Below are 13,811 nucleotides of genomic sequence, written 5' to 3' on the forward strand. Positions count from 1 at the left end.
GTCATCCCGTTGTGGTCAGGCGGCGCGCACCGAGTCGAGGAACTTGCCGACCTCTTGCTTGAGACGGTTGCTGTCACCCGACAGCGATTGCGCGGCGGAGAGAACCTGCGTGGAGGCGGAGCCGGTCTCGGAGGCGCCGCGCTGCACGTCGGTGATATTGGAGGACACCTGCTGGGTGCCGTGAGCGGCCTGCTGCACGTTGCGGGAGATTTCCTGAGTCGCGGCGCCCTGCTCTTCCACGGCGGCGGCAATGGTCGAGGAGATCTCCGACAGCTTTTCGATGGTGCCGCTGATTTCCTTGATCGCGTTCACGGAGTCCTGGGTCGCCGCCTGGATGCCTGATATCTGCTGGCCGATCTCGCCGGTGGCCTTGGAGGTCTGCTCGGCCAGCGCCTTCACTTCCGACGCCACGACCGCAAAACCACGGCCGGCATCGCCGGCGCGCGCCGCTTCGATGGTGGCGTTGAGCGCCAGCAGGTTGGTCTGCTCGGCGATGGTGTTGATCAGTTCGACGACGTCGCCGATCCGGCTCGCGGCCTTCGACAATTGGCTGACGCGGTCGTTGGTGGTGCGGGCCTGGTCGACGGCCGCCGTGGCCATCCGCGCCGATTCCTGCACCTGGCGGCTGATCTCGTTGACCGAGGAGGACAACTCTTCGGTCGCCGACGCCACCGACTGCACGTTGGTGGAGGCTTCCTCGGAGGCCGCCGCCACCATCGTGGTCAGCTCCTGGGCGCGCTCGGCGTTCGACGTCAGCGTCCCGGCGGAGGCTTCCAGTTCGTTCGAGGCCGACGACACGGTCTCGACGATCTCGCCGACCGCCGTCTCGAACGTATCGGCGAGCTTGATCATGTCGTCCTTGCGCTGCCGGGCGGCGATCTGGTCCTGCTTGATCTTGGCCTCGGCTTCGTCGCGGGCCTTCTGCTCGGCATTCTCCCTGATGATCGTGACCGTCTTGGCGAGGTCGCCGATTTCGTCGCCGCGCCTGGCGCCGGGGATCACAACGTCGAGGTTGCCGCCGGCCATCTCCCCCAGCGCACCGTTCAGGCGCATCATCGGGCGGGAGATCCCGAGGAAGGAAAACACCATCGATGCGAACAGCGCGATAATCACCACGATACCCATGGCGAGGCTGACCATGCTGGCTCGCTCGGTCTCGGCGGCGGCTTCCTCCTTCGATGTGGCGTAGTCCTTTCGCGCCACGTCGACCAGGCTGTCCATCTGCGTGCCCGCCTCCTGGGCAAATTTGACGGAGCGGTTGACGACGATGTCTACCTTCAATTCCTCGGTCTTGACCGCTTCGTCATTGGCGGCCAGGAAGCGCTTGACGATCGAATCCAGCGAGCTGACCACGACCAGCAGATCGCGGTCATCGGCCTCACCCCGCAACAGGTTGAAATTGGCCTTGAGCGCCGCCTGGGTCTTGGCGATCTGGGCGATCAGGCTGACATCGCCGGTGGCGCCCAGCCGCCACACCATGGCCCGCAGCGTGTTGACCTTGGCGTCGGCCATATGCAGCAGCTTTTCGATTTCGAGCTTGTTGTCGAGCTTGGCCAGCGCGGGTGACGCCAATTGGGTCTCGATCGCCTTGGTCCATTCAGCCGAAATCGCCGAGCGCTTGTCGATCACCGCGAGAAGATTGAGCTGTGTCTTCGCCAGCTCATCGACGCCGGTCGTGTAGGAGTTCATCAGCGACCTGATTTTCTCCAGGCGCTGCTTGGTATCCGGCAGCGCCGCAATCGCCAGCGCGTCATCCAACGCCTTGGCTTGAGTGGCCTTCAACCGACTGAGGTCCGCCGCGTTCCTTTCGACGTCCGCGGCCTTCGTCGCCAGGCGGATGTTGCGCGCGGCAAGCTCGATCTGCCGTCCGTTCAGGTTAGCTGATATCGCGGCGTCGATGACCCGCTGCGAGCGGTCGGCGCGGCTGTTTGCCGCCTCGATCGCCCGTTCCGACATCATCTGGTTGGCCACCATGCCGCCCGCCAGCAATATGCCGACGGCGCCAGCCAGGCCCAGTTTATACCCGATGCGATTGAGCTTGATCATGTCAGCGAACCCCAAATTTCCCCAAACGCGCTGTCGGCGAACAGCGCGCGCGCCGTAAAGATGGTGCTCTTGTAAAGAACACTGGTTAATTTTAGCTCAGTAGCGAGTACCGAGCAGCCCAATCGGATTTCGCTGCTGGGTTGCAGAACGCAAAAGCCCGGCTCTGTTGGGAGCCGGGCTCTTCGCCGGTGATCGGCCGGGCGTCAGGCTGCCCGGACCGAATCCAGGAACTTGCCGACTTCGAGCTTGAGACGGTTGCTGTCGCCGGACAGCGACCGCGCCGCCGACAACACCTGCGAGGAGGCCGAGCCGGTTTCGCTCGCGCCGCGCTGCACGTCGGTGATGTAGAGGAGACCTGCTGGGTGCCTTGCGCCGCCTGCTGCACGTTGCGCGAGATTTCCTGTGTCGCGGCACCCTGCTCTTCCACCGCGGCGGCGATGGTCGAGGAGATCTCCGACAGCCGCTCGATTGTGCCGCTGATTTCCTGGATTGCGTTGACCGACTCCTGGGTCGCGGCCTGGATGCCCGATATCTGCTGGCCGATCTCGCCGGTCGCCTTCGCGGTCTGCTCGGCCAGCGCCTTCACTTCCGACGCCACGACGGCGAAGCCGCGGCCGGCTCCGCCGGCGCGCGCCGCCTCGATGGTGGCATTAAGCGCCAGCAAATTGGTCTGGCCTGCGATGGTGTTGATCAATTCGACGACGTCGCCGATCCGGCTCGCCGCCTTCGACAATTCGCTGACCCGGTCGTTGGTGACGCGGGCTTGGCCGACAGCGTCGGTCGCCATGCGCGCCGATTCCTGCACTTGGCGGCTGATCTCGTTGACCGATGACGACAGTTCTTCGGTCGCCGACGCCACCGACTGCACGTTGGTGGAAGCTTCCTCGGAGGCCGCAGCCACCGCTGTCGTCAGCGACTGCGAACGCTCGGCGGTCGCCGACAGTGTGCCGGCCGAGGCTTCGAGCTGCGTCGAAGCTGCGGACACGGTCTGAACGATCTCGCCGATGACAGATTCGAAATTGCGGGTGACGCCGTCGACCCGGCGGCCGCGCTCGATCTTGGCTTCGGCGTCGAGGGCCGCGGCTTCGTCGGCGGCTTTCTTCGCGATCAGCGCCTGCTTGAATACCTGCAAGGTGTCTGCCATGGCGCCGATTTCGGTCTTCTCAGCCTGATGCGGAACTTCCGCGCTGAGGTCGCCGTTGCCCAGCGCCTGCATCGGGGTGACGATGGAAGCGATGCCGGTTGAGACGTCGCGAACCAGATAGATACTGACGGCAATACCGATGATGACGGAGACGCCGAGGATCACGGCCAGCATCATGAAGGCGGACGCGTAGCTGCCAGCCGCATCCTGGGCCGCCTTGTCGGCACCGGCGTTGTTGAGGTCGATGTCCTTGCGCAGGACGGCGTCGGCCTCGAGCCCGATCTTGTTGACGGTCTTGGAGTTCAATTCATGCGCCTCTGCTGGAAATTTGCCGGCGGCCGCGCGCGACAGCGCCATCACTTCCTGTGTACCCGCCTTGTACTTGTCCCAGAGATCGGACCATTCCTTGTACAGCGCACGCTCCTCCGGAGAGGTGATCATGGGCTCGTAGAGGGCACGGATCTTGGTGTTGCTCTCGACCACGCTCGCCAGGGTCTTTTCCTGCGCCAGCTTTCCTTCCAGCGTTCCGACCAGCATGTGCTCGCGGATCACATTGCGGTAGGTAATGACGCCGGCGCGCAGGTCACCCAGCACCCGGACGCTCGGCATCCAGCTGGTCGCGATGTCGACGGTGTTGGCGTTGATAGCCCGCATGTTGCGGACGGCCAGCAGGCCCATGCCCGTCATCGCGACCAGCAGGAAGGCGACGACGGTGATGATTTTGGCGCGGATCGAGTACTTCGCGAGCATTGGTTTGGAATCTCTTGGTTTTGGGCGCGGGAGACGCGCCGATTGCGACGAGGCGGTGAGTCATTCGGGCGGAAGGACGCCTTGCACGCAGCAGAATCTTATTCGTTCTCAGGTTGTGTTAATTTGGCGCACCGTAAAAATACGGTACGCGACAGAAGTCTTTGAGAAATGAATGGCGTAGGACGATCAGCGCATCAGCTTGAGTGCGTCGGAAAAGAATTCGGCGCCGCCGAAATTTCCCGATTTCAGTGCAAGCAGCATCTCGCCGTCTTTCGCGCCCACCGCGCGCAGAACCGGCACGCCTGCAGCGATTTCCGCGCCGACGAGGAAGCCGGGAATCCCCAGCCGATCGACCACGGCGCCTGAAGTTTCACCACCTGCGACGACCAACCGGCGCACGCCGGACTGCACCAATCCGTTTGCGATGTCTGCCATCGCCTGCTCGATGGCATGTCCAGCTGCATCGCGGCCATGCCAGGATTGCAGGGCTGCAACCTGATCCGGCGTCGAGCTGCTCGCGATCAGCAGCGGGCCGTCACCGATTCGATCCTTTGCCCACGCCAACGCACGTCGCGCTTCGTCGGGACCCGCGACGACGCGGTCGGGATCGAGATGCAGAACCGGCATCGCCTTTTCGGCATTGGCAATCTGCAGCAAGGTTGCCTGCGAACAGCTGCCGGCCAGGCACGCCGCCGGTCCGCCGACCGGCGCATCGGCGTTCGCCTCTGCCACGTTGGATCTGACCTTGCCGGAAGCGACCAACGCCCGCGCGAGGCCGAGCCCGATGCCGGAGGCGCCGACCGACAGTCGATGATCCAGCGCGACGTTGCCGATGGTTTCCAGATCGCGGTCGAACACCGCGTCGATGACGGCCGCGCCAATGCCTTTGCCGGCGAGATCGGCAAGACGCGCGCGGACGGAAGCTTCCCCGCGCGCGAGTGTCGCAAGGTCGACCAGTCCGACTTTCGTCTGGCTCTGGCGCGCCAGCACCCGCACCAGATTGGAATCATGCATCGGGTTGAGCGGATGATCCTTCAGCGGGCTTTCGTTCAGCGGCACGGCGCCGACGAACAGATTGCCCTGATAGACGGTGCGGCCGGTTTCCGGAAACGCCGGCGTCACCAGCACGATGGCATCGCCGGAGTCAGCGCACAGCGCATCCATCACGGGACCGATATTGCCGGCGTCGGTGGAATCGAAGGTCGAGCAGATCTTGAACAGCACATGATCAGCGCCACGGCCGCGCAGCCATTTTTCTGCTGACCGCGATCTGGTGACGGCCAAGCCCGCCTCGATCGAGCGGCTTTTGAGCGACACCACGACCGCGTCGACCTCCGGCAGCGCGAGATCGTCAGAGGGCACGCCGATGGTCTGCACCGTGCGCAGGCCGCAGCGCGTCAGCGTGTTCGCGAGGTCGGAGGCTCCGGTGTAGTCGTCGGCGATGCAGCCCAAAGACAGTTTCACGATTTTGCTCCGGCGTAGGGTTTGAACCAGCCGAGGCCGTCGGTGGTGTTGCCGCGCGGGTTGTATTCGCAGCCGACAAAGCCGCCATAGCCAAGCCGGTCGAGCTCAGCGAACAGGAACGGATAGTTCAGCTCCTCGCCGTCGGGTTCGTTGCGCGAGGGGATGCTGGCGATCTGGATATGGCCTGTTATCGGCATCATCTCGCGCAGCCGCATGGTGACGTCGCCATGGATGATCTGGCAGTGGTAGATGTCGAACTGCAGTTTCAGGTTGGGAATCTTCAACTCGGTGATCAGATCGCGCGCGAACAGGAAGTCGTTGAGGAAGTAACCCGGCACGTTGCGCGAATTGATCGGCTCGATCACCACGTCGAGGCCATGTGGCGCGAAGAACTCGGCCGCCCACGCTATTGACTTATAGAACGCTTCCACCGCCTTGCGGTCGCCGCGGTCGGCAATCCCCGCCATCAGATGCAGCCGCTTGACGCCGGTCGCCTGCGCATAGGGTAGCGCGGTCTGCAGGCTCTTCTTGAGATCTTCAAAACGTTCCGGCAGCGCCGCGAATCCCTTTTCGCCGGCGTTCCAGTCGCCCGGCGGTAGGTTGAACAGCGCCTGCGTCAACCCGGCGCCCTTGAGCCGCGAGCCTACCTCGTCGGCCGGGTACTCGTAGGGAAACAGGAATTCCACGGCGGTGAAGCCGGCTTTCGCGGCGGCGTCGAAGCGATCGAGGAACGGGACCTCGTTGAACATCATGGTGAGATTGGCGGCAAAGCGGGGCATGTGCTGTCCTCTTCCTGCTTAATTACTTCGGCTCACCCGGCAGATGCGTGCCGGTGACGCGGGCATACATCCGCGCCACTGAGGCGTCGTCGTCGCGGCCCATGCCGGAGGCCGCCGTCATCAGGAACATCTGCAACGCCGCGGCGGCGACCGGCACCGGAAATTTCGCCGAGCGCGCCATGTCCTGGATGATGCCGAGGTCTTTGACGAAAATCTCCACCGCACTGCGCGGCGCGTAGTCGCCGTCGAGCACATGCGGCATCCGGTTCTCGAACATCCAGGAATTGCCGGCGGAGGCTGTGATCACCTCATAGACCTTTTTGATGTCGAGGCCCTGCTTGGCGGCAAACGTGATCGCTTCGGAAGCTGCGGCGATGTGCACGCCGGCCAATAGCTGGTTGATCATCTTGAACGCGGCGCCCTGCCCGGCGGCATCGCCAAGTTCATAAAGTTTTGTCGCCATCGCATCCAGCGCCGGGCGTGCCTTGGCGAACGCGGCCGCACTGCCCGAGGCCAGGATGGTGAGTTCGCCCTGCGCCGCGCGCTGCGCGCCGCCGGAGATCGGGGCATCGAGATAAAGCCGTCCCGTCGCCTCCAGCTGTTTGGCCAGCCGCCGGGCTACATCGGGGTCCATGGTGGCGGAGGAGATGAACACCGCGCCCTTGGCCAGGGTCTCCGCAACACCGTCAGCGCCAAACAGGATGGTTTCGGTTTGCGCGGCATTGACGACGACGCTGACGACGATATCGGCCGCCTTGGCAGCTTCCGCCGGGGTCTTGGCACCGTGGCCGCCATCGGCCACGAAGCGCGCGACGGACTCGGCCGAGACATCGCACCCGGTCACCTCGAACCCGGCGCGGCGCAGCGAGGTGGCCATGCCAAAGCCCATCGAGCCCAGCCCGATGACGGCGGCGCGCGGTTTTGCGGATTCTGGCATTGTGGCGTTTCCTTGTGCTCTTGGAGTCTGATCCTTGCGGCTTTGCCTCTGGGTATCACGGCTTGGCCGCGCTGCCAAAGCGTGAGAAAAGACCGGAGGAACAGGGTTTTATCCATGAGCCAAACCAGAATTCGCGAGGAAATCTGCCGTCTCGGCCGCTCGCTGTTCGAGCGCGGGCTGACGCCGGGCTCCTCGGGCAATATCAGCGTCAGGCTCGACGATGGCGGCTGGCTGGTGACCCCGACCAACGCCTCGCTCGGCTCGCTCGATCCCAACAGGATGTCGCGGTTAGGGCCCGACGGCAAGCTGGTGTCCGGCGACGCCCCGACCAAGGAAGTGCCGCTGCACACCGCCCTCTATCAAACCCGCAGCGCTGCGCGCGCCGTGGTGCACCTGCACTCGACCCATTCGGTGGCGCTGTCGATGCTGCCGGAGATCGATCCCCGCGCCGCATTACCGCCGATGACGCCCTATTACCTGATGAAATGCGGCCACACCGCATTGGTGCCGTATTTCCGGCCCGGCGATCCCGCGGTGGCGGACGCGATCAAGGGGCTCGCCGGAAAGTATTCATCCGTGCTGCTCGCCAACCACGGCCCGGTGGTTTCAGGCGACACGCTGGAAGCGGCCGTGTTCGCGATCGAGGAACTGGAAGAGACGGCGAAACTGTATCTGCTGCTGCGCGGACTCAATCCGCGATATCTGTCGCCGGAACAGGTGGCGGATCTGACTAAAACGTTTGGATTGACGCTGCCGGACCACAATCACTGATCTTTTGCGGAGGACGCACATGTTCAAATACATCGGTTTCGCCTTCGGAGTTCTGTTCTTGAGCGGTTGGACTGGATCGACCGCGCAGGCCCAAGAGACTGTGCAAAGCATGCTGGCGGCCCAGATCCGCACGCAGGGTTTTTCCTGCGACAAGGCGCTCGGCGCGAAAAAGGACGCCAAGCGCTCGAAGCCAGACCGCGAAGTGTGGGTTCTCAGGTGCAGCAATGCGAACTACCGCGTCGGCCGCGCGCCTGATATGGCGGCGAAGGTCGAGGTTATCCGGTAGGTCCGTAGGGTGGGTTAGGCGAAGCCGTAACCCACCTCTTTCGTCGAGAGCGAACGGTGGATTACGCCTTCGGCTAATCCACCCTACAATCCCAGATACGCCTTCCGCACATCCGGATTGGTCCGGATCTCCGCGGCGCTGCCCTGCATCAGCACGCGGCCGGTTTGCAGGATGTAGGCGCGGTCGGCGATTTCGAGGCACTCGGCCATGCGCTGTTCGACGATCAAGACGGTCATCCCGGTGTCGCGGATGCGCTTCACGGCCTGGAAGATTTCATCGACCAGTTTCGGCATGATGCCTTGCGAGGGCTCATCGAGCATCAACAGCCGCGGCCGCGTCATCAGCGCGCGGCCGATCGCCAGCATCTGCTGCTCACCGCCGGACAGCGTTTCGGCGCGCTGATCCAGCCGCTCCGACAGCCGAGGGAACAGCTTGAACACCAAATCCAGCGGCGCTTCGCGGTCCGCTTCGCCGCGATAGAGGTAACTGCCGAGCCGCAGATTGTCGCGCACCGAGAGCCGCGGAAACAGCCGGCGGTTTTCCGGCACATAGGCGATGCCGCGCGAGGTGATGACATGCTGCGCCAGGCCGTCGATCCGCTCGCCGTCGAAGGTGACGGTACCGGAACGCGGACGCTCGGCGCCGGCGATCGATTTCAAAAGCGTCGACTTGCCGGCCCCGTTGGCGCCGGCGACGCAGACGACCTCGCCCTTGGCGACCTCGATCGTGACCGCCGAGATCGCGACCAGCCCCTGATAGGCGGTGGTGACTTCATGCACCGACAGCATGACGATCCCCCAGATAGGCGGTGATGACTTTCGGATCGCGAACGACGTCGGCGGGCTTGCCCTCGACCAGCACCTTGCCGAGATCGAGCACGATGGCGCGGTCGACCAGCGGCATCACGATTTCCATGACGTGCTCGACCATCAGAATGGTAACGCCGGTGTCGCGCACCTTGCGTACCAGTTCGACGCCGGTCTGGGCCTCGAGCGGGGTCAGGCCGGTCAGGCATTCGTCGAGCAGCAGCAGTTTCGGTTCGGTTGCCAGCGCGCGCGCCACCTCGAGGCGGCGTTTTTCCGACGGGACCAGATCGCTGGCGAGCACATTGGCGCGTCCGGCCAGGCCGCAAAAATCCAGCACCTCATGGGCTTTGCGCCGCGCCACGCGCATCACGGTGTTTCTAACCAGCGCGCCGACAATGACGTTGTCGATCACGGTCATGGTCTCGAAGCTTTTCACGACCTGAAAGGTCCGGGCGACGCCGCGCACGCAGCGCTCGGCTGCGGGGAGCGCGGTGACGTCTTCGCCGTCGAACCAGATCGAGCCTTGGGTGGGCGGCAGCACGCCTGCGATCAGATTGAACAGCGTCGATTTGCCGGCGCCGTTCGGCCCGATCAAGCCGACGATTTCGCCGCGCCCGACCGAAATCGAGACGTCACTGTTGGCGACGAGACCGCCGAAGCGCTGCCAGACCCCGCGCGTTTCCAGCAAGGGCGTGCTCATTGCTTCGCCTCCTTGCGCGCGGGCGAGAACAGACCGACCAGCCCCTGCGGCCGCGCCAGCGAGATCGCGATGATCAGGCCGCCATAGACGATCAGGTCAACACCGCGGCCGGAGCCGCCGGCGTAGGACCGCGTCAATTCCGTGAGCGGAATCAGGATGACGGCCCCCAGCATCGGCCCCCACAGCGTACCGATGCCTCCCAGCACCGCGGGCAGCGCCATCAGCAGCGAGATGTGAAAGCCCATGATGCTCTCGGGATCGATATAGGAGACGAACTGCGCATAGAAGCTGCCGCCGACCGCGACCAGAAACGCCGATACCGCGGCTGCGCCCATCTTGGAATTGAACACGACGACCCCAAGGCTTTCAGCGGCGTCCGGATTGTCCTTCACCGCGCGCCACCAATAGCCCCATTTGGAATCCTCCAGCCACCAGGTGACGAACCAGGCGACGCAGGCCAGCGCCAGCGCAAAGTAGAAATACGGCAGCTTGCTGCGCGCGAACTGGAATTTGAGCCAGCTGTCGCCGCGCACGGGAATCTCGATGCCCAGTGCCGCGCCCGCCCAATCCCAGTTGTGGAACAGCAAGAGCCCGATCTCGGCAATGACGATGGTGGCGATCGCGAAATAATGCCCGCGCAGGCGGAAGCAGGGATAGCCCAGGCCCATCGCGATGACAGCCGATATCAGGCCGCCGCCGAGCATACCGAACCACGGCAGGACGCCGAACTTGGTGAACAGCAGCGTCGTGGTATAGGCGCCAATCCCGAAATACAGCGCGTGGCCGAGCGAGATCTGTCCGCAATAGCCGGAGAGGATATTCCAGCTTTGCGACAGCGCCGCCCACATCAGCGTCAGCACCATGATGTTCTGGACGTAGGAGTCCTTGACGAACAGCGGTACGATCGCGGCGATGGCGGCGAGGCAGAATGCGAGGATCAGGTCGCGGCGGCGGCGTTTTGCGAAATCCGTATCCATCACATCGACCCGAACAGACCGCGCGGCCGCACGAACACGACCAGGAGATAAACCGCATAGATGCCGACCGACTTCAGTGACGGCGGCAGGATCAGTGCGGTGGTGGCTTCAACCAGGCCGACGATGATGCCGCCGGCAAAGGCGCCAAACACGCTGCCGAAGCCGCCCAGCGCCACCGTGACGTAGGCAATCAGCGCAAACGACGCACCGACGTCGGGATAAATGTAGAAGAAGATCGACATGATGGCGCCGGCGAGACCCACCATCGCCGCACCGAGCCCCCAGCCCAGCGCGAACACGCGGTTCTTGTCGATACCGACCAGCGCCACGGCGCCGGCATCCTCGCGGGTGGCTTCGAGCGCGCGGCCAAAATCGGTGCGGTGAATAAAGTAATAGAGCCCGCCAAAGGCCAGCATCGCCACCGCCGCGCCGATCAGTTGCGGCTGCGGCAGGAAGATGCCGCCGATCGAGACGGTTTTGCCGCCGAACCAGGAATGGGTGACGCTGCGGTAATCCGGCGTGAAGAAGAACTGCGCCACGCCGCGCATCACGATCGCAAGCCCGAAGGTGGAGAAGATCTGCACCATGCCGGCGTTGGCCTTGGCCCTGACCGCGAAGCGTACGATCAGGAGATAGACCACGGCGCCAAAGGCGAACAACGCCGCCGCGACCAGCGGCGCCGCCAACAATGGATCGATCGCAAAGAACGCAAACAGGAAGAACGACGCGTACATCGCGATCATCAGGAATTCGCCGTGGGCGAAATTCACGACGTCCATCAGGCCGAAGATCAGCGCGAGGCCGACCGCAATCAGCCCGTAGAGCAGCCCCATCAAAAGGCCGCTCGCCAGACTCTGGATAATGGTCTCGGCTGTCATGTCCCCGCCCCCGTGTCCGCCCGTTACTTCATCGGCCAGACGGCCTCGGCGACCGCGCCTTGCGGCGGGGAGATGGTGACGAACTTGCCGCCGATATACTGCAGCAGCACCGGATCGGCGTCGTTGTTCTGGCCCATTTCGTCGAACTTCACGCGCTTCCATGGCATGATGGTCTGCTCGCCCGGGATTTCGGTCGCGGCCAGCGCCGCGCGGATCTTTTCACCGTCGGTCGACTTGGCGCGATTGATGGCGTCCGCGAGCACGATCAGGCCCATGAATTCGCGCGAGGTGTTGTCGTTCAGATCCTTGCCCGACTTCGCCTTGAACAAATCGTTGATCTTGCCGACCATCGGCCGCTTGACGGCGAGATCCAGCGAGAAGCTGCCGCGGGTAATGACGCCCTCGAGCTTGTCGCCGACCGCGTCGTACAGCGCCTTCTCGGAAAAGCCCGCGGCCTGCGCCACGATCGCCTTCGGCTTGTAGCCGAGTTCGGCCATGGTCTTGACCAGCATGATACCGTCGGTGGTGTAGCTCGAGGGCATCAGCACGTCGGCATTCGCCGACTTGAGCTGCTGGACCTCCGCCGACAGCGACGGCGAATTGGAACGGTACTTGATGTCAGCAACGATCTTGTAGCCGAGCTCCTTGGCAAGCTTGATCTGTGCGTTCGCGGAGTCGGTTCCGAAGATCGTGTCCTCGTGGAACAGGGCCAGCGTCTCGATCTTGGTACCCTTCTTCTTCATGGCCTCGTAGAAGTCGAACATCGCCTTGGTGAACATTTCATCATGGGGCGCGGCGCGGAAGAAGAATTTCAGGCCACGGGTATGCAGGCTCGGCGACGAGTTGTCAGCCGAGACAAACGGGGTCTGATAGCGCTCGCAGATCTGGCTGATGGTGACCGCCACCGAGCTCTGGTAGCTACCGATGATGGCGCAGACTTTCTCCTGCGTGATCAGGCGCTCGGCTTCGGCGCGGCCCTTCTGGGGATCGCCCTGATGGTCGGCGAACACGAGGCGGATCTTGGCGCCGCCGAGGCCAGGCAGTCCGGCATCCTTTGCCAGCGGCAGCTCGAAATCATGCTTGTTGTTGATGATGTCGGTGGCGGTCACATAGGCGTGCTGCGCGTCGACGCCGATCTGCGCGTTGGCGCCGGACATCGGGTAAGTGACGCCGATCACCACTTCGGACGTTTGCGCGCGGGCCGCGATCGGCGCGAGAGCGGCGGCAGCGGTGGCTCCAAGCAATACATTGCGGCGCGTGATCGTCATTGCAAATCCCCCTTTTGAACGGCTGACTTCGATGAAGCGGTTAGCGGTTACGGTAAAGCCTCAATGATCGGCACCATCTGCATCAAAGCACGGCAAGCGCCTTGTTCTGCAGATCGGTCACCAGCATCAATCCGGGCGCGTGCGTGATCGCAAACGGCAGCCTGGCGGCCGCGATCACCGATTGCGGCGTCACACCGCAGGCCCAGAACACCGGAATCTCGTCGTCCCCGACCGGCACCGCATCGCCGTAGTCGGGCTTGTTGATATCGGCAATCCCGATCGCATGCGGATGACCGAGATGAACCGGCGCACCGTGCACCGAAGGAAAGCGCGAGGTGATCTGTACGGCGCGGATCGCATCGGCCGGTTTGAACGGCCGCATCGACACCACCATCGGCCCCGCGAACGGGCCCGCCGCGCCGCAGGCGATACTGGTGCGGTACATCGGCACGCGCAGCTTGCGCTCGATGTGGCGGATCGGCAGCCCGTCCGCCAGCAACGCTTCCTCGAATGAATAGGAGCATCCGATCACGAACGCCACCAGGTCGTCGCGCCAATGCGCGGTAATGTCGGTCGGCTCTTCCACCACTTCGCCGTCGCGCCAGACGCGGTAGCGCGGCAGGTCGGTGCGGATGTCGAGATCGAGGCCGAGCGAGGGAATTCTGAAATCACCGACATCGGACATGCCGATGATCGGGCACGGTTTGGGATTGAGCTGGCAGAACCGGTGAAACGCCGCCGCCAGCTTTTCCGGCAGGATCACCAGATTGCCCTGCACGAAGCCGTTGGCGACGCCGGCCGTGGTGGCGGCCATACCGGTACGGCAGGCATGCCGGGCAGCGACGCTGGGCGATAAATTCGCCGTATCGAGACCGGGTCGTTCCGTTCTTGCCAAGCTGGTCATCGTTGCAACAGCTCCAATCAGGTCGACATCCACTCCCGCATATGGCTATGATAATGTCTAATCGTGATTTTTAATCAAGATGGATAAATCCAGTTTATCAA

12 protein-coding genes and 1 pseudogene are annotated in these 13,811 nt (G+C 63.6%); 2 read left to right on the top strand and 11 right to left on the bottom strand.

The genetic code is table 11. The features are described from left to right. Positions 1-15 precede the first annotated feature (15 nt). The 5 genes and pseudogenes from JQ609_RS12650 to ltnD all read right to left on the bottom strand — a co-directional run bounded on the left by JQ609_RS12650 (position 16) and on the right by ltnD (position 7,198). Positions 16-2,043 (bottom strand): methyl-accepting chemotaxis protein, encoded by a 2,028-nt coding sequence (locus tag JQ609_RS12650; RefSeq protein ID WP_212273693.1) that lies wholly within the window; start codon positions 2,041-2,043, stop codon positions 16-18. 206 nt (positions 2,044-2,249) lie between these two features. Continuing rightward, positions 2,250-3,940, bottom strand: a pseudogene (locus tag JQ609_RS12655) (methyl-accepting chemotaxis protein). 186 nt (positions 3,941-4,126) lie between these two features. Then, positions 4,127-5,404, bottom strand: a complete 1,278-nt coding sequence (gene otnK / locus JQ609_RS12660) for a 3-oxo-tetronate kinase (RefSeq protein ID WP_212273657.1) — start codon at positions 5,402-5,404, stop codon at positions 4,127-4,129. After that, a complete protein-coding gene (gene otnI, locus JQ609_RS12665; RefSeq protein WP_212210674.1) occupies positions 5,401-6,183 on the bottom strand; it encodes a 2-oxo-tetronate isomerase in 783 nt (260 codons plus the stop codon). The genes otnK and otnI overlap by 4 nt, the downstream gene beginning before the upstream one ends. 22 nt (positions 6,184-6,205) lie before the next feature. Continuing rightward, positions 6,206-7,198: an L-threonate dehydrogenase gene (gene ltnD, locus JQ609_RS12670; RefSeq protein ID WP_249127911.1), complete on the bottom strand. Its 993-nt coding sequence runs from the start codon at positions 7,196-7,198 to the stop codon at positions 6,206-6,208. 36 nt (positions 7,199-7,234) lie between these two features. Between ltnD and JQ609_RS12675 the strand changes: the two genes are divergently transcribed. Together JQ609_RS12675 and JQ609_RS12680 are read left to right on the top strand one after the other, a co-directional pair. Beyond that, entirely contained in the window at positions 7,235-7,891 is a 657-nt protein-coding gene (locus JQ609_RS12675; protein WP_212273658.1) for an aldolase, read from the top strand. A 19-nt stretch (positions 7,892-7,910) separates the two neighbouring features. Further along, on the top strand, positions 7,911-8,177 hold the full coding sequence (locus JQ609_RS12680; RefSeq protein WP_212210670.1) for a hypothetical protein: 267 nt from the start codon (positions 7,911-7,913) through the stop codon (positions 8,175-8,177). An 83-nt stretch (positions 8,178-8,260) separates the two neighbouring features. Here the strand turns inward: JQ609_RS12680 and JQ609_RS12685 are convergent, their stop codons facing one another. The 6 genes from JQ609_RS12685 to JQ609_RS12710 all read right to left on the bottom strand — a co-directional run bounded on the left by JQ609_RS12685 (position 8,261) and on the right by JQ609_RS12710 (position 13,710). Then, positions 8,261-8,965 carry an ABC transporter ATP-binding protein gene (locus JQ609_RS12685; RefSeq protein ID WP_192737287.1) on the bottom strand — a complete coding sequence of 235 codons (705 nt, stop codon included), beginning with the start codon at positions 8,963-8,965 and terminating at the stop codon, positions 8,261-8,263. Next, complete coding sequence (locus JQ609_RS12690) at positions 8,949-9,683, bottom strand: ABC transporter ATP-binding protein (RefSeq protein WP_212273659.1); 735 nt, start codon at positions 9,681-9,683, stop codon at positions 8,949-8,951. The genes JQ609_RS12685 and JQ609_RS12690 overlap by 17 nt, the downstream gene beginning before the upstream one ends. After that, on the bottom strand, positions 9,680-10,660 hold the full coding sequence (locus JQ609_RS12695) for a branched-chain amino acid ABC transporter permease (RefSeq protein ID WP_212210664.1): 981 nt from the start codon (positions 10,658-10,660) through the stop codon (positions 9,680-9,682). The genes JQ609_RS12690 and JQ609_RS12695 overlap by 4 nt, the downstream gene beginning before the upstream one ends. Further along, the gene (locus JQ609_RS12700; RefSeq protein WP_212273660.1) at positions 10,660-11,538 is read right to left on the bottom strand and encodes a branched-chain amino acid ABC transporter permease; all 879 of its coding nucleotides are present in this window, start codon (positions 11,536-11,538) and stop codon (positions 10,660-10,662) included. Before JQ609_RS12700 ends, JQ609_RS12695 begins: the two co-directional genes overlap by 1 nt. Positions 11,539-11,561: 23 nt before the next feature. Further along, complete coding sequence (locus tag JQ609_RS12705; protein WP_212273661.1) at positions 11,562-12,806, bottom strand: ABC transporter substrate-binding protein; 1,245 nt, start codon at positions 12,804-12,806, stop codon at positions 11,562-11,564. An 82-nt stretch (positions 12,807-12,888) separates the two neighbouring features. Further along, complete coding sequence (locus tag JQ609_RS12710) at positions 12,889-13,710, bottom strand: putative hydro-lyase (protein WP_212273662.1); 822 nt, start codon at positions 13,708-13,710, stop codon at positions 12,889-12,891. Positions 13,711-13,811 lie beyond the last annotated feature (101 nt).

Origin of the sequence: Bradyrhizobium sp. AUGA SZCCT0169 (assembly GCF_018130085.1) — a bacterium.
Classification (GTDB): domain Bacteria; phylum Pseudomonadota; class Alphaproteobacteria; order Rhizobiales; family Xanthobacteraceae; genus Bradyrhizobium.

What these genes read in the sequence shown, in the direction of transcription:
- otnI (WP_212210674.1), bottom strand. Translation starts at nt 6,183, where the DNA reads ATGCCCCGCTTTGCCGCCAATCTCACCATGATGTTCAACGAGGTCCCG.
- JQ609_RS12675 (WP_212273658.1), top strand. Translation starts at nt 7,235, where the DNA reads ATGAGCCAAACCAGAATTCGCGAGGAAATCTGCCGTCTCGGCCGCTCG.
- JQ609_RS12680 (WP_212210670.1), top strand. Translation starts at nt 7,911, where the DNA reads ATGTTCAAATACATCGGTTTCGCCTTCGGAGTTCTGTTCTTGAGCGGT.
- JQ609_RS12685 (WP_192737287.1), bottom strand. Translation starts at nt 8,965, where the DNA reads ATGCTGTCGGTGCATGAAGTCACCACCGCCTATCAGGGGCTGGTCGCG.
- JQ609_RS12690 (WP_212273659.1), bottom strand. Translation starts at nt 9,683, where the DNA reads ATGAGCACGCCCTTGCTGGAAACGCGCGGGGTCTGGCAGCGCTTCGGC.
- JQ609_RS12695 (WP_212210664.1), bottom strand. Translation starts at nt 10,660, where the DNA reads ATGGATACGGATTTCGCAAAACGCCGCCGCCGCGACCTGATCCTCGCA.
- JQ609_RS12700 (WP_212273660.1), bottom strand. Translation starts at nt 11,538, where the DNA reads ATGACAGCCGAGACCATTATCCAGAGTCTGGCGAGCGGCCTTTTGATG.
- JQ609_RS12705 (WP_212273661.1), bottom strand. Translation starts at nt 12,806, where the DNA reads ATGACGATCACGCGCCGCAATGTATTGCTTGGAGCCACCGCTGCCGCC.
- JQ609_RS12710 (WP_212273662.1), bottom strand. Translation starts at nt 13,710, where the DNA reads ATGACCAGCTTGGCAAGAACGGAACGACCCGGTCTCGATACGGCGAAT.